Source organism: Anaeromicrobium sp., from assembly GCF_025210435.1.
In the GTDB taxonomy this organism is placed as follows: Bacteria; Bacillota; Clostridia; order Peptostreptococcales; family Thermotaleaceae; genus Anaeromicrobium.
The window spans coordinates 1-23,222 of record NZ_JAOART010000104.1 but is presented as its reverse complement, the minus strand read 5'-3'; the positions used below and the strand labels follow the sequence as shown (position 1 = coordinate 23,222).

Sequence of the window (23,222 nt, the reverse complement as noted above, 5' to 3'; positions counted from 1 at the left end):
TTATGTTTAATGATTTCTTCTTTAAAAAGATGCCTGAAAATTTAATAGTTTTAATAAATTTCCTGGCAATATTTTTACTTTATATGTATAAAAGTGTGTTTGATCCAGCAACCCTTTTATGGGGAAGTCTCTTTATTATAACCATATATGTGGCAAATCATTTTTTGTCTAAATTATCTCCCCTTGGTGATAATTATATATTTCTTATAGTCAGTATGTTATCTAGTATAGGTATAATAATGATTTATAGATTAAATCCTAGATATGGTTTAAAGCAAGTGGCTTGGTTTGCCATTGGAATAATTTTTTATTTTGCAACTTATATGACTATTAAAAGGGTAAAAAACTGGCAAATTTGGACTAATCATTATATGATAATATCCGTTGTTTTATTTCTTTTAACTTTAATTTTAGGGGATAAGATAAATGGCGCTATTAACTGGATTAAAATAGGATCAATTGGACTACAACCATCAGAATTAATTAAAATATTATTTGTATTTTATATGGCTTCTTATTATTCTAATAAGAAAATGAATTTTTATGTATTTTTATGTTCCATATATGTATTTATATTATTTTTATTTATTCAAAGGGATTTAGGAACAGCCATGATATTTTATTTTACTTTTTTCATGATTTTATACATTAATGAAGATGATAGGAAACAAATATATGTTCAAATCCTATTGGCCATTATAATAGCCATATTAAGTTATATATTTGTATACCACGTGAGAGTTAGGGTTATAGCCTGGCTAGACCCATGGAAGTATATAGAAAAGGAAGGGTATCAAATAACCCAGTCTTTATTTGCCATAGGTTCAGGTGGTTTCTTTGGTACGGGATTAGGCCTTGGATATCCTAAATTAATACCTGAAGTTCATACGGATTTCATATTTTCAGCCATATGTGAAGAATTGGGTATATTCGGTGGAATTGCAGTAATAATGTTGTTTTTAATATTAATATATAGGGGTTTTAAAATAGCCCTCAATCAACATGATAGATTTTTTAAGATAGTTTCTATTGGAATGACAGTCATATTAGGATTTCAGGCATTTATAATAATAGGTGGAGTTACAAAGTTTATTCCTCTTACGGGAGTTACCCTTCCTTTTGTAAGCTATGGGGGAAGTTCACTGGTTTCTAGTTTTTTATTAGTAGGTATACTTCAAGTGGCTTCTGAAGAAATAGATACATATCAGGAGGATAAAGATGAACATCATATCTAAAAGAATTATAAAGGTCCTATTGCTCTTTTGTATCATGTATCTAGGTCTAATACTAAATTTAAGTTATATTGAAATTTTTAAAGTAGATGAAATAATTAATAATCCCTATAATAAGAGACTGTGGATAAAAGAAGATAATATTTTAAGGGGAAAAATTTTAGATAGAAATAAAGTAATATTAGCAGATAATAATGAAAATGATGATAAAATAAGAAGGTATCCCTTTGGAAATACATATTCTCACATAATAGGATATTCTTTCAAAGAATATGGTAAATCAGGTCTTGAAAAATCCTTTAATAAGGTATTATTGGGATTTGATAAATCTGCTATTGAAAGGGTACGAGATACTATAATTGGTGGGAATAATAAGGGAAATAATTTGATTTTGACTATAGATCATGAAATCCAATCTCATATGGAAAAGAGAATGAGGGGAAAAAAGGGTGCTGTAGTTGCTATGAATCCTAAAACAGGTGAAATCTATGGATTAGTTAGTAAACCAGATTTCAATCCTAATGAATTAGTGGAAAATTGGAAAGCCATAGCTAATAATGAGAATAGTCCATTACTTAACAGAGCAGCTCAAGGACTTTATACACCTGGGTCCGTATTTAAGTTAGTAACGGCCACTAGTGCCCTTAACTATGACCTTAATCCCAATTATGTTTGTGAAGGTCAAATTACTATTGATGGATTTGTATTAAAGGACTATAAAAATATAGCCCATAAAGAAGTTGACATGAGGAAGGCTTTGACTTATTCTTGTAACGTGGCCTTTGCTCAAATGGGATTAGATTTGGGTTATAATAAAATTAAAAAGACAGGGGAGAAATATATGTTTAATAGGGACATATATTTTGATATAACAACTAAAAATTCAGTTTTTCCAACAGATAGGAGAATGTCAAAGGTAGATTTAGGGTCCCTATCTATTGGACAAGGAAAACTTTTAGTTACTCCAATAAATATGGCTATGGTAACTTCTGCCATAGGAAATGATGGAGATATAATGAGGCCCTACCTAGTAAAAGAGATTACAGATAGTAGGAATAGGATAATAGAGCTTACTGAGCCAAAACCATTATCAAATGTTATTAGTCCATATGATGGAAAGAAATTAACTAATATGATGATAGATGTGGTACAATTTGGGACGGGGAAAAGAGCCCAAATAAATGGAGTAAAAGTAGCTGGTAAAACGGGAACAGCCCAGACAAATTCCAAATCCCATGACTGGTTTGTAGGTTTTGCACCAGCAAATGATCCGAAGGTTACAGTAGTAGTAGTTTTGGAGAATGAGGGAAAAGGTGGGGGTGTATCGGCAGCTCCTATAGCAAGGGACATATTAAAAAATGCATTAAATGTATTGAATAAATAGATAAAATTATGGATAAAGGAGAGGTACTTATGAGTGGATTATTAAAAGGTAAAAATATCCTAATAATGGGAGTTGCAAACAAAAGAAGTATTGCATGGGGAATAGCACAAGAGCTACATAAACATGGAGCAAACCTAGCATTTACATATGTAGGTGAAAGAAGTCTGTCAAACTTAGAAAAATTACTTGGTGAAGAAATGAAGAATGCTAAGGTTTATGAATGTGATGTTACTAATGATGATAATGTGGCACAAGTATTTGGCCAATTAAAGGAAGATATTGGAGTACTACATGGACTAGTTCACTCTATTGCCCATTCTAAGAAGGAAGAATTAGGAGGAAATTTCTATGATACCTCAAGAGATGGATTTAAATTAGCAAATGATATTAGTGCGTATTCATTTGTATTAGCAACTAAATACGCTCAAGAAATCATGACTGAAGGTGGGTCAATTCTTACATTAACTTATTTAGGATCTGAAAGAGCTATTCCTAACTATAATGTTATGGGAGTTGCTAAAGCAGCCCTAGAAGCATCTACAAGATACTTAGCTAAGGATCTTGGAGAAAGGGAAATAAGAGTTAATGCCATATCAGCAGGACCTATTAAGACATTAGCAGCTAGGGGAGTAAAAGACTTTAATGACTTATTAAAGCAGGCAGAGGAAAAGATTCCAAGAGGAAGAACAGTTGACCCTAAAGAGGTTGGAGGAACAGCAGTGTTCTTATGCAGTGATCTAAGCACAGGCGTAACTGGAGAAGTTATCCATGTAGATGCTGGATTTAGCATGGTAGGATAATAAATATATAATCCTTGAGAGTAAATATACTTTCAAGGATTTTTTATTTGGCTTCAGTGGAAGGGAACCATAATATTTCATAGGAAGCATAGGAAGTATGACTTTTTCAGAGTATTGTATTATAAACTTTTGACAATATAATAAAATACTGTATAATGATAATCAATTGTAAAATTTGAAGAATTTTTAAATTGTCAGAATTAGTGAAATCTGATTTCGTATTTATAAACCAACTTTATAGGCAAGTTAGTGTATAAAGAAATCTTAGTGTTACGAAATCTATATAGATTTCTGGTGTATAAACTTGCTTTATGCGGGCCTATTTCAGGAAAATATATTGAAAATCTTTTCCACCCAAGTCCTTGTCACAAGCGAAAGTGTGAATCTTCGTAGATAGGTTCACGTGTCATGCTGGAGTAGCATATGCTGTTGTGACGTTCCAGGGTTCCAAAGATTTTCAATATATTTTCCCTTATAGGCAAGTTACTGTATAAAGCAATTTTAAAACCAAGAAATCTATATAAGTATACTTTAGTTTTAACTTAAGAAAGGAAGATTGTATGCATTTAAATGATAAGGAATTTATTACTATGATAGAAAAATTTTTTAATGTTCTATGTTCTGTTTTTACTAGTGATGCAGGGGTTGGTCTTACGGATACAGAAAAATTTCTTTTGGTAAAACAACCTAACTCTTTCAAATTAAATGTTCAAGAGAACATGAGCTTAGTAGAGGGTGGAGCTTCTCAAAAGACTATGACTACAAGACAAAGACAAGTTGCACGATATCCTAAAGAAGTTTTTGGATTTCCTATAATTGCTTATGCCATTCCATTAATTAATGATGATACAGGGAATGTAGTTGGAACCATTACTTTTGCAATTTCTCAGGAAAAAGAAAATAGTGTTATAGAGACGGCCAAGGAATTACAAACATTTTCTGAACAATTATCTTTTTCTTCACAAGGACTTGCTAATTCATCTCAAGAATTAGCAGTAAGTAGTCAAGATTTTAACAGTAATATTAAGAGTATTGAGGAACAAATCAAAAGTATGGACGATATTCTTATGTATATTAACAATGTGGCTAATACTACAAATTTATTGGGACTTAATGCAGCAATTGAAGCTGCACGAGCTGGTGAACACGGAAGGGGATTTGCAGTAGTTGCTGAAGAAATAAGGAAATTAGCACAGAATAGCAAAAACTCAACGGAAAAAATAACCATAACACTAACTAGAATTAGAGATGATATTAATAATATGATTGATTCCATTAATACTTTTGCAGCAGTTACCGAAGAACAATCGGTTCAAACAGAACAGGTGGCAGCTGGAGCTCAACGATTAAATGACATATCAGCCAGCCTAATAAAATTATCTGAAAATCTGCAATAGAGATTTATAAGTTAATGAAACATAATCTCTAGGCTCAATTAAGGTAAACTGATTAAAATATTGGAAATAAGTGAAATAGATAGGTGAGTTTTTATAATCACCTATCTATTTTACTTATTTTCAATAAAGCATAAGAGGAAAAAGTCTTTCTAATAGAGAAATTATCATGTACAAATAATTTCAAAGGTAGTGAAGAAATGAAAGAATACATAGATGATTTGTTATATACCATAATGGAAAGTATAGATGAAGGAATTCATGTAATAGATAAGGATGGAAGAACTATTTTTTATAACAAGGCCATGGAAAAGATGGAAGGTATGGATAGGGAAGAAGTGTTAAATAAAAAGTTATTAAATGTATTTCCCACATTAGATAAGGATACGAGTACCCTACTAAAGGCTTTAGAAAAGGGACAAGCCATAAAAGAGAGACCCCAGATTTACTATAATAATCAAAATAAGGAGATAACTACCATAAACAATACTATTCCCATAATAAAGGATAAGGCAATTATGGGAGCCATAGAAATAGCCAGAAATATAACTAAAATAAAGGAATTATCAGCAGAAGTAGTTCAACTTCAAAGGAAACTACAGGAACGAAATGATAAGACAATGAAGAAAAAATTCACATTCGATTCCATAATTGGACATAGTGAAAATTTTATTAAGTCCATAGAATATGCAAAAGGAGCATCTAATTACTCTTCTAGTGTTCTCATATATGGAGAGACAGGAACGGGGAAGGAGCTAGTTGCTCAAAGTATCCACTATGGAAGTCGTAGGGCAGATAAACCCTTTATAGGGCAAAACTGTGCTGCCATACCCGAAAGTTTACTTGAATCCATCCTATTTGGTACGGAAAAGGGAAGCTTTACAGGGGCCATGAGGAAAGTTGGACTGTTTGAACATGCCAACGGAGGAACTTTATTTTTAGACGAGATAAATTCCATGGGAGAGAAGCTACAAAGTAAATTATTGAGGGTATTGCAAGAAAAGACCATAAGACGAGTAGGAGGCCTTAAGGATATTGTAGTGGATGTGAGAATAATTGCGTCTACCAATGAGGAACCCTATAAGATGATTGAAGAAAAAAGATTAAGGAAAGATCTATTTTATAGGATAAATGTGATGCCTGTAAATTTACCTCCCCTTAGGGAGCGAACAGAGGACATTGAGATTTTAGTAGAACATTTTATAGACAAGTATAATAGAAAATCCAATGTGAAAATTAAGAAAGTAGATAAGGATATAATAAGGTATTTTAAAAAATATAATTGGCCAGGGAATATTAGGGAACTAGAAAATTATATTCATGGTGCAGTGAATGTGGCCTCAGAAGATGAAATATTGAAAAAAGAACATTTTTCACCCCATGTGAATACTAATGTGTTTAAATTTCACCCTGAGAGTAAATATAAACTCAAAGGAACATTATCAGATACCCTAATGGCCATTGAAAAGGAAATGATTAGGGAGGCATTAGACCTCAATAAAGGAAATATTTCAAAGTCAGCAAATTATCTAGGAATAAAAAGACAAACCTTACAACATAAATTAAAGAAATATAAAATGTAGATTTCGTGGTCATAAACTTGCTTTATGTGAGCCTACTTTAGGAAAAGATATTGAAAATTTTTTCCACCCAAGTCCTTGTCACAAGCGAAAGTGTAAATCTTCGTAGATAGGTTCATGAGTCATGTTCAAGTAGCATAGGATGTTGTGACGTTCCAGGGTTCCAAAAATTTTCAATATATTTTCCCTTGTAGGCAAGTTACTGAATAAAACAAATTTAAAATCAAGAAATCTATAGTCAATGAACGAACCCTATTTATTATATTCACCACTTGAGACTATGTATGAATTAAAAATGAATAATAAAATTCATAGAATTAAGGTTAGAATTTGGAATAATATTCATTATATAAATCATAAAGATATAACAACTAGTATTTATACGTATAAGAAATAGTGAAACTATATAGTTTAAATGTGTGAAATGAATATTAATAGGGAGGTCTTAGGATGTTGAATTTAGAAGTGTTATTGGCTGCTTTTGGCGGAGGATTATTTGGTGCTGCAATTGGAGCTTTACCTGCATTTATCTTTGCTGGAATCATGGGATTGATTGGAATTTCAATATTATCTTGTGGAGGTACAGTAGATATATTAGGTCAAGTTGCCTTTGGTACTTTATTTGGACCACATATTGCATTTGCAGGTGGGGTAGCCGCTGCTGCCTATGCAGCAAATAAGAAGAAATTACTAGGAGTTGGAACAGATCTATCGTCTCCATTGATGAAAACTAGGGATAATACGGTACTAATAGTAGGTGGATTATTTGGAGTTATTGGTTATTTAATCAATTATTTCTATTCAGTAGTATTAGCTTTACAAACGGATACGGTAGCTATGACAGTTTTTACATCTGGACTAATAGCAAGACTCATATTTGGTTCAACAGGAATATTTGGAAAATATGAGGCGAAGGTAGAAGGAAATAGTGGTGGAGCACATGGGAGTGTAATTGAAAAGAGAAGGTTCATTCCAGACTGCAAATCATTATCACTTACAATAGTACTGTCATTGGGAGTTGGATTAGTTATTTCATATATAACAGATAGTACACAAATAGTAAATCTTGGTTTTTGTATTAGTGCAGCATCATTATTATTCGCACAAATGGGATTTGAGATTCCAACAACCCATCATATTACAATGGTAGCTGGTTATGCTACTATAGCTACTGGAAGTATTTTTATAGGAGCTTTATTTGCAATTTTATCTGGTGTATTATGTGAGATTGCTGGGATGGTATTTAACAGTTACAATGACAGCCACATAGACCCACCTGCAACTGCAATATTCATATTAAGTTTTGTAATATTTGTTTTTATGTAAATTATTAACAAGGAGAATATTTGAGAATTTCATGAATATATTATTAAAAAGTTATCTATTTAGATAACTTTTTTAATTTACTCAAAGTGGGTGAGATTATGGAGAAAGATACCTTAGAAAAAATTTATGACACTTTAAAGAACATAGAAAAATTACTGGAAAATAAAAGAACATATGATTTTAGGTTTGAAGAAAGTAAGAATTTAGAAGAGGAGTTATTTAAAATAACTACAAAGGTATATTATGATGAAGAAAAGCTAAAGCAGAAAAAGGGATTGAGGAAAAAATCATCCATAAGGATTTACAAGAATCTAATGAAAGAATATGTAGATTTTTTTTCTATTAGAATGGAAAATTTTCAAATGGAAGAAAGTGATAATTATGGAATGATTTTATTTAAAAAGGATAAGAGATATACGGGAGCCCTTAGAATACTTACAGATCTAGGATATTATAGAAAAGAGGCCTTTTATGATTTGACTAAAAATATGGTAAATGAATGTTTAAAATATGGAATAAATAGAAGAAATATATATATAATAGTTTTATCACACCAAAATGGATTAGATAAGGAATTTACTAAGAAAATAATAGATAGGGACATTGATAATAGGCAAATATTAAAATCTGAAAATAGAGAAATTCTTCAAAACTATGAGAAAATGCATATAAATAATCTAAAATCATATTTAAAGGAACCAAAAAATCAGGTATTTTTCCTAGGAGGTTATATACATCCTAATTTAGTGGCAAATAGTTATTTTAATAATAATGAAGAATTAAAAATATCTAATTATAATTGGTTAAGTAATCCTATGGAGGACATAATAACTGAACTTAAAAAGAAAAATTAGGCATATGAAAAAAATAAACTAGTCAGGGCACTAGGGAATTTCAATTATTTTCAAGGCATGGTGAGTGAGCATATTAAACATATGTAAGGGACTCCATAACGAAGAAAATAATTCAAATAACCAGTGAAATGACTAATTTATTTTTTGAATATGACTCAATAGTATTTTTCGAAAGGGTATCTTATAAGGGGTATCCTTTTTATTTTATTGGAAAAGATGCAAAAATATTTGCTATAGGATAAAAACAGGATAAAATAGGAAAAAAATCTATGCAAATTTATTTGCATATCCGCAAAATATTTTGCATTCTCAATAAAAATAGTCATAATAGCTTGATAAAAACACCTATTTTACTGAAAATTGGGAAAAATAATATGGCATGACTATTGCAAATATAAGTGGCATGAAAATTTTAATGGAGGTGCACTTTATTATGAATAGAGAAAATGTAAAAGTGATTATTTGGGGATTAGGAGCCATGGGCGGTGGAATGGCTAAAATGCTACTCAAAAAGAAGGGTGTAGAAATAGTAGGAGTAGTAGGAAGAGGAAAGAAAATTGGAATGAGTATGTTTGACCTTTTAGGAATCCAAAGGGGAGACAGGGAAGATGTGATTATGCGATCTATGGAAGATGTTATTACCCAGAAGGCTGCAGATGTGGTTTTAATATGTACTGATTCCTTCACTAGAAATTCCTTTGAGAAGATTAAGTATTGTTTAGAGAAAAGGATAAATGTTGTTTCAAGTGCAGAAGAAATGGCCTATCCAATGGCACAAGAGCCAGAAATTACTAAGGAAATGGATAAAATAGCTAAAGAAAACGGCGTAACTGTACTTGGCACAGGAATAAACCCAGGCCTTATTATGGATTTATTAGTAGTAGCTTTAACGGGAGCTTGTGAAGAAGTAGATAGTATAACTGCTAGAAGAGTAAACAGTTTATCACCATTTGGTCCGGCTGTCATGGAAGAACAGGGTATTGGTATTACAGTTGATGAGTTCAAAAGAGGTGTGAAAGAGGGAACATTAGCAGGACACGTAGGATTCCCAGAATCAATAAGAATGATTGCAGATGCCATTGGTTGGAAATTAAGTGGAAATATTAAACAATCTATGGAGCCAATCGTATCTAATGTATATAGAAAATCTCCATATGGAGAAGCTCAGCCAGGTAATGTGGCAGGTTGTGCCATGAAGGGATTTGGATATGTGGACGGAGAAATGAAAATCCAAATGGACCATCCTCAACAAATAGAGCCAGAATTAGAAGGAACTAATACGGGAGACTATATCATAATAAAGGGAACTCCTGATGTAAATATGAGTATAACTCCAGAAGTACCAGGAGGAATAGGAACAATAGCCATGTGTGTAAATATGATTCCTCATGTTATAAATGGAAGACCAGGAGTTAAGACCATGTTAGACTTACCTGTTCCAAGAGCTATTATGGGAGATATGAGAGATTTAATAGAAAGGTAGGTTAGTAAAATGGCTAAGGCTGGAGATTGGGTGTTAATACACAACATAGTGTTAAAACCAGAAGAAAGGGCAGCTCAGGTTCCTGATGATACAAAAAAGGTACCCCTTGAGTGTTTCGTTAAGGGTTTTTTAATGGAAGATGGTGTAGTGGGAGATAGGGTAAAGGTTAAGACTATTACTGGAAGAATAGAGGAAGGAACATTAAGGGAAGTTAATCCTGCCTATACCCATAACTATGGAAAGTTTATTCCAGAATTACTTCAAATAGGAATTACTTTGAGAGAAATACTGTTTGGAGGTGAAGAAAATGAGTAAAGATATGAGCTACAGTGGTGTAATGGCAAGACGTAATGAAATAATGAAAAACGCCATAGGTATAGATTATGACAAGTTTGAATCTGGGGGCATATCCTTTGACTACGAAAAGATCATGAGAGAGACTGGATATACCCTAGAGGAAATGACTAAAATACAAAGAAGCACAGGTGTTGGAAACACTCCCCTTTTAGAAATGAGAAACATAACTAAATTAGTTAGGAAAATTTCTGAGAAGGGAAAGGGAGCTAAGATTTTCATAAAGGATGAAGCAGGAAACCCTTCTGGGAGCTTTAAAGCAAGAAGGGCTGCCAATGCAATTTATCATGCTAAAAAATTAGGGTATAAGGGAGTAATTGCAGCCACTAGTGGAAACTACGGAGCAGCAGTTGCATCTCAGGCAGCCATGTATGGACTTAAATGTATTATTGTACAAGAGTGCTTTGACTCTCAAGGTAAGGGACAGCCAGAGATTATAGAAAAGGCTAGAAAATGTGAAGCCTATGGAGCAGAGGTAATACAGCTTACAACGGGACCTGAACTTTTCTATACTTTCTTAAAGTTACTAGAAGAAACGGGATATTTCAATGGATCTTTATATACTCCATTTGGAATTGGAGGAGTGGAAACATTGGGATATGAGATTTCAATGGAATGTAGAGAAAAATTTGGAAGAGATCCAGATGTGGTAGTTTGTACTAATGCAGGAGGAGGAAACTTAACGGGAACGGCTAGAGGTCTAATAAAAGCAGGAGCTGATTTAGTTCAGGTAGTAGGGGCAAGCGTTGACCTGTCAGGACTTCATATGGCTAGCGATAAACAGTTTAACAAAAAATCTTTCACAACGGGACATACGGGATTTGGAATTCCATTTTCAACTTGGCCAGACAGATCAGATGTTCCACGTTCAGCTGGAAGGCCCCTTAGATATATGGATAGATATGTGACTGTTACACAGGGAGAAGTTTTCTATACGACGGAGGCCTTAGCTCAGCTTGAAGGTATAGAAAGGGGTCCTGCTGGAAATACATCCCTAGCAGCAGCCATATCCATAGCAAGAGAGTTAGATGAGGACAAGATAATAATAGTACAAGAAACTGAGTACACAGGAGCAGGAAAACATATTCAACCACAATTATCCTTTGCTAGGGATAACGGTATAGAAATTAGATTTGGTGATCCTAAGGATGAAGTACCAGGGGAAAATATAATTTTACCTAAGGACCCAAGTTATATAAAAGCTAATGATATTGATTTAAATAAATTAAAGAGATCTTATATTAAGAATTGCATAGAAAAAAATCCTAATGTTAGTGTAACAAAGGAAGATATAGAGTTTTTAGCTGAGGATACTAAGAGTAGCGTAGAGTTTGTAGAGAGTATATTAAAGGAGATTTAGATAGACTATAGGTTAAGGGTTAAGGGAGAAAATATCTAAACCCTAAACCTTAATTTCCTAGGAGGGAAAACTTTGAAAAGACAAGATGATTTTAATAAAAGAAGAGAACACTTAAAAAACTTAAGTGATGAAGAATTGAAAAATAGATTTTGGCAGTTAGCAGAAAAGATAGTGGAGCCTATGCTTGAGTTGGCTCATAAAAATACATCTCCTTCTATTGAGAGATCAGTTCTTTTAAGAATGGGTTTTTCAAGTATAGAGGCAAAAACTATTGTAGAGGGTGTTATGGATAGGGGCCTCATGTCAAAGGGGGCAGGACATGTGGTTTATAAGCTAGCATTAAATAAGGATATACCTGTTAGAGATGCTGGACTTAAGCTTTTAAAGGGAGAGTGCTGGGATGAGGTACAAACTCTTTTTGAAGGAGGTACTAAATAATGAAGTTAGATATGAATGAAAAGATAGATGTTAAAGAGATTTTAAATGATTTAGAAAATTATAGGCCTAAAAGACGTGGATGGGTTTGGAGAGAAGAAGTTCCAGGACTTAAAATAGGTCCCTTCCAATTTAAAAACTGCTCAGAACCTCTAAAAAATAGTGTTCCCTTACCTAGTGCTAAGTACTTTGGTGACATTGACCCACAGCCAGAATATACAATAACTACAGAAATAGCTTCTGGCAGATTTGAAGATGACATAAGAAGAATGAGAATGGCAGCATGGCATGGAGCTGATCACATAATGGTTATAAGGACAGCTGGACAATCTCACTTTGATGGACTTATAGAGGGAACTCCCCAAGGAATTGGTGGAATACCTATTACTAGAAAACAAGTTAGAGCCCAAAGAAAGGCCTTAGATTTTATTGAAGATGAAGTAGGAAGAGAAATAAATTATCATTCCTACATTAGTGGAGTAGCAGGTCCTGAAATAGCAGTAATGTTTGCAGAAGAGGGAGTAAATGGCGCTCACCAAGACCCCCAATACAATGTACTTTATAGAAATATAAACATGGTTCGTTCCTTTGTAGATGCGGCAGAATCTAAAAAAATCATGACTTGGGCAGATATAGCTCAAATAGATGGAGCTCACAATGCTAATGCCACAGCAAGGGAAGCTTGGAAGGTAATGCCTGAACTTATGGTTCAACATGGCCTAAATAGTATATTCTCCGTTAAGGTAGGTATGAAAAAATCTAATATTTGTTTATCTACAGTACCGCCAACAGCACCACCAGCACCTTGTCTACACATAGACCTACCTTATGCAGTGGCACTGCGTGACTTATTCTCAGAATACAAAATGAGGGCACAGATGAATACAAAGTATATGGAATCATCCACAAGGGAGGCCACAGTAACCCATGTACTTAATCTACTTATTTCAAGACTTACAAGTGCAGATATTCAATCAACTATTACTCCTGATGAGGGTAGAAACGTACCATGGCATATTTATAATGTGGAGGCTTGTGATACGGCAAAACAAGGATTAGTTGGGATGGATGGACTACTAGATTTAGTGGAACTAAAAAAAGAGGGATATTTACCAGAAAAGGTTAGGGAACTTAAGGAAAGGGCAGTTTTATTCATGGAAGAAATATTAGAAGATGGGGGATACTTTAAGTCTGTAGAAGATGCATTTTTCGTAGATTCAGGTTCCTATCCAGAGAGGAATGGAGACGGAATAGGAAGAAAGATAAATGGAGGCATAGGAGTAGGCACTATATTTGAGAGGGATGAGGATTACCTAGCCCCTGTAACTGCCCACTATGGATATAACAATGTGGCTCAATACGATGAGTATTGTGTAGAAAATCCAGCTGACCTTATAGGTGGTTCTACACTTGAAGATTCAGATAAGATAATTTATATAGATGAATTAGATGAAATGGACAATGTTAATGTGAGAATGGAAGAAACAAAGGACTTAAGAGAAAAGAATATAGTAAAGCCAGAAGTAGAGTGGCTTGGAGATGGAGTAGTTCAGTTTGATTTATTCTTACCAGTGTCTAAGAGGGTTGCAGAGGCTGCTGCCATAGAAATAGGAAAGAAGATGGGCCTTGAGGAAGTGGAAGTAATCCATAGAGAAATCATGCATCCAGCAGAAGGAACTAGAGTACAAGTTAAGGGGAAGGTTGGATTTAGCATAGATCTTGATTCCTTAGTTATACCTCCAGAGCCAGAGATCATGTCTGATGATGAAATTAGGGAAGATATTGAAAATAACCCATTTAAAATAGTATGTGCCACAGTAGGAGAAGATGAGCACTCCGTTGGACTCAGAGAAATTATAGATATTAAACATGGTGGTATAGAAAAGTATGGTATTGAATGTGACTACCTAGGAACCTCTGTACCTGTAGAAAAATTAGTAGATGCTGCCATAGAAACTAATGCAGATGCAATACTTGCATCAACCATAATAAGCCATGATGATATTCACTATAAGAACATGAAAAGAATCCATGAACTATGTGTAGAAAAGGGAATTAGGGACAGGATAATCATAGCCTGTGGAGGAACACAAGTAACTCCAGAAATAGCCGTAAAACAAGGTGTAGACGCTGGATTTGGTAGAGGATCTAAAGGGGTTCATGTGGCTACTTTCTTTGTTAAAAAGAGAAGGGAAATGTTAGATGAAAATTAATGTACTAGTAGCGGAAATTGGGAGCACCACTACTGTAGTTAATGGATTTAATTATATAGATAGTCCTTGTCCTAAGTTTATAGGTCAGGGGCAAGCTGCAACCTCTGTAATAGAGGGGGATGTGAATATTGGTTTAAATGGAGCTATAGAAGATTTAAGGAAGAAATTAAAAGTTAAGAAAATAGAGTATGACGAAATGTTGGCCACAAGTAGTGCTGCTGGTGGTCTTAAAATGACAGTACATGGTCTTGTTTATGATATGACTGCTAAGGCAGCTAAAGAGGCTGCCCTAGGAGCTGGTGCCATAATACACAAGGTGACGGCAGGTAAACTTAGAAGAACTGACATAAAGGCCATAAAGGATATAAATCCTAACTTAATATTAATTGCTGGTGGAGTAGATTATGGTGAGAGGGATACGGCCATATATAATGCTGAAATCATAGCTAACTCTGGTATAAAGTCTCCTATCATATATGCAGGGAATGTGGAAAACCAGGAGGAAATAAAAGAAATATTTAAGGATTTAGACAATAAATTATATATAGTTGAGAATGTATATCCTAAAATAGACGAATTAAACATAGAACCTACAAGGAAAGTCATACAGGATGCCTTTGAAGATCATATAATCCATGCCCCAGGCATGACTAAAGTGAGGGAACTTGTAACGGGACCTATAATACCAACACCTGGAGCTGTTATGGAAGCTTCAAAAGTACTAAAGAAAGAGATTGGAGATTTAATCACATTAGATGTGGGGGGAGCTACCACTGATCTACATTCTGTCACAGAAGGTTCTGAAGAAATACAAAGGATAGTATTAAGTCCAGAACCTATAGCTAAAAGAACTGTGGAAGGAGATCTAGGTGTATACGTTAATATGGAGAATATAGTAGAAAGGATAGGTAAGGATAAATTAACTGATGAATTAGGAGTACCTATAGAGGATGTAATTAAAAATCATAAGCCTATCCCTGATACACCCATACTAAAAAAATTCGTAGAAATACTTACAAGGGAAGCCGTTATGACGGCCACCATGAGGCATGCAGGTAGATATAGAAGTATATTTGGGCCAGGTGGAAAGAAAACATATGCAGAGGGAAAGGATTTAACTAGTATAAGGTGGATCGTTGGAACTGGAGGAGCCTTAACTAGGCTAGATGGAAGAATAGAAATATTAAAGGGCATAATGAAGTTAGTTAAAGGGGATTATCTGCTTCCTAAGGAGACTGCTGGGATTTTAATAGATAATGATTATATAATGGCATCCTTAGGAGTATTATCTAAAAGGCATAGGGAAGCTGCAATTAATCTGTTGAAAAATAGTTTGAATATTTAGGGGTGAATAAACTATGAAAAAGTGCCCAAGAATTGAAGTGAATTTAGAAAAACTAAAAGAAAATACGAAAACATTAGTCCATTTATGTTCAAAGGAAAATATACGACCTGCCATAGTTACTAAGGCCTTTTGTGGTGACGAGAGGATTACGAGGGCCATAGTTGAGGAAGGTATAGATTTAATAGGTGATGCTAGGACTGAGAATCTTAAGAATTTGGCAGGGTTTAAAGAGGAAAAGTTGTTATTAAGGTTACCTATGATGAGCGAAATAAGTCATGTTATAGATTATGTGGATATAAGTTTAAATTCTGAAATAGACACTATGAAAGAACTATCTAAAGAGGCATTAAGAAAGAATAAAGTACACAAGGTTGTACTAATGTTAGATTTGGGAGATCTTAGGGAAGGGGTTTTAGAAGAGGATATATTTTTCACAGTGGAGGAGATTTTAAAGTTAAAGGGTATTAAACTAATAGGTGTTGGAACTAATTTAACTTGCTTTGGAGCAGTTATACCAGATGAAATTAATCTTGGAAAATTGGAAAGGTATGCTAAAGAAATAGAAAAAAAATTTAACATAGAGTTGAGTTTAATATCAGGGGGAAATTCAAGTAGCGTGTATCTTATAGGACAGGGAAGAATGCCTAAGAGAATAAATAATGTAAGATTGGGAGAGGCCATTTTATTAGGGAATGAAACGGCCTATGGAGAAAAAATAGAAAATACCCATAATGATGTATTTCAATTAGTTGCTCAAATTATAGAGTTAAAGGAAAAGCCATCTGTACCAATAGGGGAAATTGGGAAGGATGCCTTTGGTAATGTGCCACTATTTGAAGACAGGGGTATAAGGGAAAGAGCAATCTTAGGAGTTGGAAAGCAGGATATTATGTTGGATAGCATATATCCAATAGATGAGAATATTATCATATTAGGTAGTAGTAGTGACCATTTAATCGTGGACGTTACGGACTGTCCTAGGGAATACAAAATAGGAGATGAGATTAAGTTTAATATGGCATATGGTACTTTACTTCGTAGCATGACATCTAAGTATGTACATAAAGAATACCTTTAAAGAAAGAAGACAGTTATTTTAAGACATAAATAACTGTCTTCTTTTTAATAAATTGTTAAATAATTTACAATGTTTAACAAGTAAAAATCAAAAGGGGGAAAATTTTTTATGGAAGGCTTTTTGAAGTTAGTAGGAGATTTATCGGGGTGGATATGGGGCACACCCATGTTAATCATTTTAGTGGGAGGAAGTTTGTGGCTCACCATATCACTTGGATTTTTTCAATTTAAATACTTTCCTTTTATTATGAGAGAAACCTTTGGAAAGATATTTCAAAAGGCCCAAGGAGAAGGAACCATATCACCATTTCAGGCGGCAACATCAGCTCTTGCATCAACTATTGGTGCATCTAATATAGTTGGAGTGCCAGTTGCCATTGCCTTTGGTGGACCTGGGGCCATATTTTGGATGTGGTTAGTATCTCTAATAGGAGCTGCATCAAAGTTTTCAGAAATCATATTGGGAATTAAATACAGAGAGAAAAATGAAAACGGAGAATATGTAGGTGGACCTATGTATTATTTAAGGAAAGGTTTAAAATCTCCATTTATGGGGGCCTTATTTGCCTTTGGGTTAATGGTAGAGTTAATACCATCCATAGCAACTCAAACCGTATCTGTAGTACAAACGGCTAATACAATAGGTATACCTAACATGGCCAGTGGTGTAGTTGTTGCAGTAGTAGTAGCCTTAGTAGTATATGGAGGAATTAAGAGAATTGCACAAGTAACGGAAAAGCTAGTTCCCTTTATGGCCATGTTATATTTAGTGGGAGCATTTATTATAATAATCGGTAATGCCTCAAGAATACCAGAAGCTATAATGTTAATATTCGGTCATGCATTTACTCCAATAGCAGCAACAGGCGGATTTACAGGAGCAGCCATAGCTCAATCTATGAGATGGGGTATAGCAAGGGGAGTATATTCTAATGAAGCAGGTATGGGAACGGCTCCTATAGCCCACGCAGCAGCCATAACTGATCACCCAGCAAGACAGGCATTATGGGGAATCTTTGAAATTGTAGTAGATACATTAATAGTATGTACAACAACTGCCTTTGTAGTATTAACTACAGGGATTTGGAAAGAAGTCCCTGCAGACCAAGCAGCATCCATGCCAGCTAGAGCATTCCAATCCTTATTAGGAGACTCTTTAGGTGGAGGCATTGTAACCTTTAGTATATTAATGTTTGTTATATCTACTATCATAGTAGTAGTTTATTATGGAGAAAAACAGGCAGAATACTTATTTGGAATAGGTTTTTCTAAAGTAATGAGAGTTGTATATATTTTAGCTATATTTTTAGGGGCAGTAGGTGGAATAGAGTTCTTATACCAATTCTTAGATATTTTATTAGCAGCTATCATAATACCAAATATGATTGGTCTAGTCTTAATGACTAAGGAAGTGAAGGAAATTAAAGATGACTTCTTTAATAATCCAAAGTACTATCCAGGCGCAAGGACTAAAGAGAGAGTATAGGGGGGGAATAACCATGTTGAAATGGAATAGTCCACAGGGACTTAAGGATTTGTCAATAACTTTAGTTAATCAGGACAGTGTATCTGGAACCTCTTCAGAGAAAAATATGGCAGAGCTTGTATATGACTTGTTGAAAAATACTGAATATTTTAAAAGTAATCCACAGAATGTTTTTTTAAAACCCCTTAATGATCCATTAGATAGGCATTTTGTATGTGGATTAGCTGAAGGTAATGGAAGTTCTAAGGATACTTTAATATTAGTGAGTCACATGGATACGGTGGATGTGGAGGATTTTGGGAAACTAAGGGAATATGCCTTTGATCCCTATGAATATACTAAAAGATTAGATCCAAATACATTGGGAGACGATGCAAAAAATGATTTACTATCAGGTGAATGGTTATTTGGTAGGGGAATCATGGATATGAAAACAGGTGCTGCCATTCAAATGTCCCTTTTAGAAGAGTATGGAATGAGAGATGATTTTAATGGAAATTTATTATTAATAGTAGTTCCTGATGAAGAATCTAACTCAGAGGGAGTTATAGCAGGAATTCCTTTTTTAAATAAACTAATAGAAGAGAGGGGATTAAATCCCATAGCTGTACTTAATTGTGAACCTGATTTTGCATCATATCCAGGGGATGATAATAAGTATGTATACTTTGGAACAGCTGGAAAACTATTGTTAGGATGTTTCTTTGTTGGAAAAGAGGCCCATGTGGGAGAGTCCTTAGCAGGAGTAAATGTGGATTTAATAGCCTCAGAGTTTATGAGAAGGGTGGAAGTTAATACGGAACTATCTGATATGGTAGGCTCTGAGGTAACATTGCCACCAACATGCTTAAAGTATAGGGATTTGAAGGATCTATATTCTGTTCAAACTCCAGTTAGGGGAGTATCCTATATAAATATACCAACTCTACAAAAGAATCCGAAGGACTTTATAGACAAAATAAGAACCTATGCACAAGAAGCCATAAAAGATGCTTGTGATAAAGTAGATATACAAAGACAAATATATAAGAATATGTCTAAATTACCTGTAGGAGGAGATGGATTTAATCCTGTAGTTTATACCTATGATCAACTATATAAACTATGTGTAGAATCAGCTGGAGAAGAATTTGAGAATCACTTAAAAGAATGTATTAATAAATGGAAAGTGGATAGTTCCATTGATGAAAGGGAACTTAGTACTAAAATAGTGGCTGAGACTCAAAGATATTGTCCAGTAAGGGAGCCCATGATAATACTATTTTTTGCTCCACCCTATTATCCACATGTGGGATTAAAGGAAGAGACAGATTTTGAAAAGCATATTGTTAAGGTATGCGATAAATTAATAGAAAAGGCAGATAAAGAGTATGGAGAAAAAATATTGAAACAAAGGTACTTCCAAGGTTTATCTGATTTAAGCTATTTTGCTGTACAAGATGCAGATAAAGTAGTAGAGTACTTAAAACCTAATATGCCTGCCTGGGGAATTAGATATGAGGTGCCAATTGAGGAAATAAAAAAATTGGATTTACCCGTAATGAACTATGGTCCCCATGGAAGGGACCCTCATAAGTATACAGAGAGAATATTGGTAGATTACTCTTATAATGTGACTCCTAAATTAGTAAGGTTTATTGTGGATGAATTATTTAAATATAAGCACTAAGATAAAGGGATGGTTAATATTAACCATCCCTTTATCCTAGTTAGAGGATAGACAAATAATTTTATGTATTTGATATGTATTCAATTATTGTTTACAATTATTGTAAGAGTAGTAATGTTTATGAAATAAAAGGAGGATGTTTATCATGTTTAACCCAGATTTTTCAAATGCAGTAAGGGTAATAGATAAAGAAACAGGTAAAAATGGTACCATTTTTGAAATAATAGAATATATAAAACCTAGAAAGGGACACACTGTTGAAAATAGGTTTGATGGAGGAAGGTTAAGACAGGTTAGAATTAAAATAAATGATAGTGGTGTTTTAGTACAACCGGGAGATTTACAATTTATGAAAGGACCACTAATGATTGAAGTTCAAGAAAATGCTCCATCCCAAGCAAAGGGATTTTTTAAGAGTGTGGGAACGGGAGAGGCCTCCTTTACATCTAGATATTCAGGAAAAAGAGGAGAAATATACTTAGACCCTTCTTACAAATATTTTTACATGCTAGAATTATGTGATGAAGAAATTATTCTAGGGGATGGAATGTTCTATTGTTGTGAAGATTCCATTCAAGTCTCTGTCCATGTTAATAAGGATGTGGCAGTGGGATTACTAACAGCAGATGGCTTTAGGCAACCTAAATTAAGTGGAAATGGAATCGCCATTTTAGAGAGTTATGTTCCCTTTGATGAAATTTTAATGTATGAGCTAAATAATGATACATTAAAGGTTGATGGTAGTTTGGCTGTTGTTATAAGGGGAGATATAAAAACAAAACTAGAGAAATCTAAGAAAGAAGGACTTTTACAAACCTTTACTGGAACTGGTGAAGTTTGGCTTGCGCCTACTAAGAAATATCCACCTAGAAATATATAGATTTCTTGATTATGAACCAGCTTTATGTGAGCCTATTTCACGAAACCATTGAAAATCTTTTCCACCCAAGTCCTTGTCACAAGCGAAAGGGTGAATCTTCGTAGATAGGTTCATGAGTCATGTTGGAGTATCATAGGATGTTGTGACGTTCCTCAATTACAAAGATTTTCAATGGTTTCCCTTATAGGCAAGTTACTATATAAAACAATTTTAAAACCAAAAGATCTATACAGAACTAAAACCCCCTCATAATAAAAAATTATGAGGGGGTTTCAATTCTGAAGATACCTAAGGGGTTATTATTTTCATCCAAATCAAAATATCCCCCGTCTATTTGAGTACTAGTATTGTTTATATTAGCTATTTCTAAGGCCTTAGAGTTTACAACTAAAGCATGGCAACAAACCCTTATATAGCAAATAGGAAATTCTGTAGATATTTTATCTAAATCATATCGTGTAGGAAATCTCTTTTCACGGAAGTTATCCTGATTCCATCCTCGGCCTATTATCCAGCCCTTATGATCAGGATGAATTTTCAAATAATCTTTTCCTAAATCTATTAAATCATCTATAGATTTACAATTAGCTAAAGGTATTATCCTTAATGAATTAGCAAAGTTTACTAGATGCATATGGCTGTCGTTAAAACCGGGTACTACCGTTTTCTTTTCCAGGTTGATTACCTTGGTATTTTCATCCTTCAAAGATAATATATCTTCGTTTTTCCAACTTTGAAAAATTTGTTTCCCCTTATGAAAAGAGCTTCTGATTTAGGTGAGTTAGAGTCCATAGTAATTATGTTTCCATTGTACAAAATTGTATCCATAAAACCCCTCCTTAAAAACAAATAAAGTTCCCATTTAATTATAATATATTTTCCTGAAGTAGGCTTAACTAAAGTCAATTTCCACATAATAAATCTATTACGGGTGAGCAAGTAAACAAAGGCAAGAAAAAATAACCCCTTCAGGGGTAGACAGAGAAGGAAAGCGGTTGGCAGACCTTTCAATGTGTCTTAAGACACGGCGAGCAACATGCCCTTCTAAGGCTAAGCAAACCACCCGTTCGATGGGTGGTCACAATTATTAAACTATGTTTTGAGGTATTTGAAAAACTTGCATTTAATGATAAAAAGAAATTTCTAAGATTGATAGAGATTATCTTTACAAGAACTAATATAACATTTCCAAATAACGTGGTAGAAATTAGAAATATATGGTATATTCAATATGTTATCTGCAAGTTAATATTCACGAACCTATGTCGTGAATGCAGTTGTTATGCATAATATTTGACTTAGATTGTTTAAATTATCACATTTGATGAGTAAAACTTATCAATATGTTATTTTGTATGATTTAGGAGATGAATAAATGATAAAAGAAAGAATCTCAACACTTGAGATAGTAATGGTGTCATTATGCATATTTGTAATTGCATGGATATCAGACAATTCAATTTTAGCTATGATAGAACCTTTAGTTTGGATAATACCAGTGTTTTTTATTCAGTGGCAATCGGCTTGTGACAGACTAGCATATAAGTATGATAAAAGAATGATCAATGCTTTTTTTGTAGTTTTTATAGTTTATGTGGTAATACAGCTTTATTGGCGTTTTTTTACGCCTTATCATGAATATACTGAATTAGGAGTGGTGCATTTAATATCTACACTTCCAATCTTTTTAGCATATTTATTTAAAGTGAAACTCTCAGACTTAAACTGGAATATAACAATAAAAAATATTGTATTCGTGGTTATTATGTTTGTGATTTTAAGGGAAATACCAATTTTTGTAGCTATGGGTAGAGGCAAAGAGATATTTGCTGATATTACTTCTTTAGGTTTTATAAAAAGTTTTGTGATTCATTTACTCTACCCGAGCATAGTAGAAGAAGTGATATTTAGAGGATATTTATTAACTGGACTAATATCAATTGGATTTAAAGAAGATGTTTCAAATGTAATTCAATCTTTAATATTCGGCTTCATCCACATTATAGGCAAAGGCGAACTTTCTGTTTATATTGCAATGTCATGCTTTGTGCAAGTGTATATTGGATTCATTTTCGGTAGAATATACTTAAATACAAAATCCCTGACGCCTAGCTTATTATTACATGCACTTTTTGATGCTTATAGCGTCATGTAATGTTTCGATTACAAAATATTTTCATTTTGAGAATATAATGTTGATTTATACTTGAAACTGGTTCTCACGCAATTTTGGTGAAAAAGTTATACACTTACCCTTTTCAAGAGAACACCTTAAATATTATCCAAATATTTCCTGTGAATTAAGAACTTTCAACCTTAACAATTCGAAATTACATCTTCCATAGCTTGT

20 protein-coding genes are annotated in these 23,222 nt (G+C 33.8%); 18 read left to right on the top strand and 2 right to left on the bottom strand.

Going from position 1 to position 23,222, the window contains the following annotated elements; translation table 11 throughout:
- The first annotated feature begins 2 nt into the window (after nucleotides 1–2).
- From N4A57_RS12885 to N4A57_RS12805, 17 genes are all read left to right on the top strand, one after another.
- Complete coding sequence (locus N4A57_RS12885; protein ID WP_293658404.1) at nucleotides 3–1,235, top strand: FtsW/RodA/SpoVE family cell cycle protein; 1,233 nt, start codon at nucleotides 3–5, stop codon at nucleotides 1,233–1,235.
- Nucleotides 1,219–2,616: a peptidoglycan D,D-transpeptidase FtsI family protein gene (locus N4A57_RS12880; RefSeq protein ID WP_293658403.1), complete on the top strand. Its 1,398-nt coding sequence runs from the start codon at nucleotides 1,219–1,221 to the stop codon at nucleotides 2,614–2,616. The genes N4A57_RS12885 and N4A57_RS12880 overlap by 17 nt, the downstream gene beginning before the upstream one ends.
- Before the next feature lie 29 nt (nucleotides 2,617–2,645).
- Nucleotides 2,646–3,416 (top strand): enoyl-ACP reductase FabI, encoded by a 771-nt coding sequence (locus N4A57_RS12875; protein ID WP_293658402.1) that lies wholly within the window; start codon nucleotides 2,646–2,648, stop codon nucleotides 3,414–3,416.
- A gap of 560 nt (nucleotides 3,417–3,976) precedes the next feature.
- A complete protein-coding gene (locus tag N4A57_RS12870) occupies nucleotides 3,977–4,813 on the top strand; it encodes a methyl-accepting chemotaxis protein (protein ID WP_293658401.1) in 837 nt (278 codons plus the stop codon).
- A gap of 197 nt (nucleotides 4,814–5,010) precedes the next feature.
- Complete coding sequence (locus tag N4A57_RS12865) at nucleotides 5,011–6,393, top strand: sigma-54 interaction domain-containing protein (protein WP_293658400.1); 1,383 nt, start codon at nucleotides 5,011–5,013, stop codon at nucleotides 6,391–6,393.
- Between the two features lie 447 nt (nucleotides 6,394–6,840).
- Nucleotides 6,841–7,716, top strand: coding sequence for a hypothetical protein (locus N4A57_RS12860; protein ID WP_293658399.1), 876 nt, complete (start codon nucleotides 6,841–6,843; stop codon nucleotides 7,714–7,716).
- A 98-nt stretch (nucleotides 7,717–7,814) separates the two neighbouring features.
- On the top strand, nucleotides 7,815–8,570 hold the full coding sequence (locus N4A57_RS12855) for a hypothetical protein (RefSeq protein WP_293658398.1): 756 nt from the start codon (nucleotides 7,815–7,817) through the stop codon (nucleotides 8,568–8,570).
- A gap of 433 nt (nucleotides 8,571–9,003) precedes the next feature.
- Nucleotides 9,004–10,053: a 2,4-diaminopentanoate dehydrogenase gene (ord, locus tag N4A57_RS12850; RefSeq protein ID WP_293658397.1), complete on the top strand. Its 1,050-nt coding sequence runs from the start codon at nucleotides 9,004–9,006 to the stop codon at nucleotides 10,051–10,053.
- A 9-nt stretch (nucleotides 10,054–10,062) separates the two neighbouring features.
- The gene (gene ortA / locus N4A57_RS12845; protein WP_293658396.1) at nucleotides 10,063–10,368 is read left to right on the top strand and encodes a 2-amino-4-oxopentanoate thiolase subunit OrtA; all 306 of its coding nucleotides are present in this window, start codon (nucleotides 10,063–10,065) and stop codon (nucleotides 10,366–10,368) included.
- Nucleotides 10,361–11,767 carry a 2-amino-4-oxopentanoate thiolase subunit OrtB gene (gene ortB / locus N4A57_RS12840; RefSeq protein ID WP_293658395.1) on the top strand — a complete coding sequence of 469 codons (1,407 nt, stop codon included), beginning with the start codon at nucleotides 10,361–10,363 and terminating at the stop codon, nucleotides 11,765–11,767. The genes ortA and ortB overlap by 8 nt, the downstream gene beginning before the upstream one ends.
- Nucleotides 11,768–11,839: 72 nt before the next feature.
- A complete protein-coding gene (locus tag N4A57_RS12835; protein ID WP_293658394.1) occupies nucleotides 11,840–12,205 on the top strand; it encodes an ornithine aminomutase subunit alpha in 366 nt (121 codons plus the stop codon).
- Nucleotides 12,205–14,415 (top strand): D-ornithine 4,5-aminomutase subunit OraE, encoded by a 2,211-nt coding sequence (gene oraE, locus N4A57_RS12830; protein WP_293658393.1) that lies wholly within the window; start codon nucleotides 12,205–12,207, stop codon nucleotides 14,413–14,415. The genes N4A57_RS12835 and oraE overlap by 1 nt, the downstream gene beginning before the upstream one ends.
- Nucleotides 14,405–15,760, top strand: a complete 1,356-nt coding sequence (locus N4A57_RS12825; RefSeq protein WP_293658392.1) for a GlmL-related ornithine degradation protein — start codon at nucleotides 14,405–14,407, stop codon at nucleotides 15,758–15,760. The genes oraE and N4A57_RS12825 overlap by 11 nt, the downstream gene beginning before the upstream one ends.
- Before the next feature lie 13 nt (nucleotides 15,761–15,773).
- Nucleotides 15,774–16,838 (top strand): ornithine racemase Orr, encoded by a 1,065-nt coding sequence (orr, locus tag N4A57_RS12820; protein ID WP_293658391.1) that lies wholly within the window; start codon nucleotides 15,774–15,776, stop codon nucleotides 16,836–16,838.
- 108 nt (nucleotides 16,839–16,946) lie between these two features.
- Nucleotides 16,947–18,323, top strand: a complete 1,377-nt coding sequence (locus N4A57_RS12815) for an alanine/glycine:cation symporter family protein (RefSeq protein WP_293658390.1) — start codon at nucleotides 16,947–16,949, stop codon at nucleotides 18,321–18,323.
- Nucleotides 18,324–18,336: 13 nt separating this feature from the next.
- Nucleotides 18,337–19,992, top strand: a complete 1,656-nt coding sequence (locus N4A57_RS12810) for a M20/M25/M40 family metallo-hydrolase (RefSeq protein WP_293658389.1) — start codon at nucleotides 18,337–18,339, stop codon at nucleotides 19,990–19,992.
- A 145-nt stretch (nucleotides 19,993–20,137) separates the two neighbouring features.
- Nucleotides 20,138–20,872, top strand: coding sequence for an AIM24 family protein (locus N4A57_RS12805; RefSeq protein ID WP_293658388.1), 735 nt, complete (start codon nucleotides 20,138–20,140; stop codon nucleotides 20,870–20,872).
- Between the two features lie 259 nt (nucleotides 20,873–21,131).
- Here N4A57_RS12805 and N4A57_RS12800 read toward each other — a convergent pair whose 3' ends face one another.
- Nucleotides 21,132–21,578: an amidohydrolase family protein gene (locus tag N4A57_RS12800; RefSeq protein ID WP_293658387.1), complete on the bottom strand. Its 447-nt coding sequence runs from the start codon at nucleotides 21,576–21,578 to the stop codon at nucleotides 21,132–21,134.
- On the bottom strand, nucleotides 21,575–21,700 hold the full coding sequence (locus N4A57_RS12795) for a hypothetical protein (protein ID WP_293658386.1): 126 nt from the start codon (nucleotides 21,698–21,700) through the stop codon (nucleotides 21,575–21,577). The genes N4A57_RS12800 and N4A57_RS12795 overlap by 4 nt, the downstream gene beginning before the upstream one ends.
- Nucleotides 21,701–22,247: 547 nt before the next feature.
- Here N4A57_RS12795 and N4A57_RS12790 point away from each other — a divergent pair.
- Nucleotides 22,248–23,027: a CPBP family intramembrane glutamic endopeptidase gene (locus tag N4A57_RS12790; RefSeq protein WP_293658385.1), complete on the top strand. Its 780-nt coding sequence runs from the start codon at nucleotides 22,248–22,250 to the stop codon at nucleotides 23,025–23,027.
- The last annotated feature ends 195 nt before the right edge of the window (nucleotides 23,028–23,222 follow it).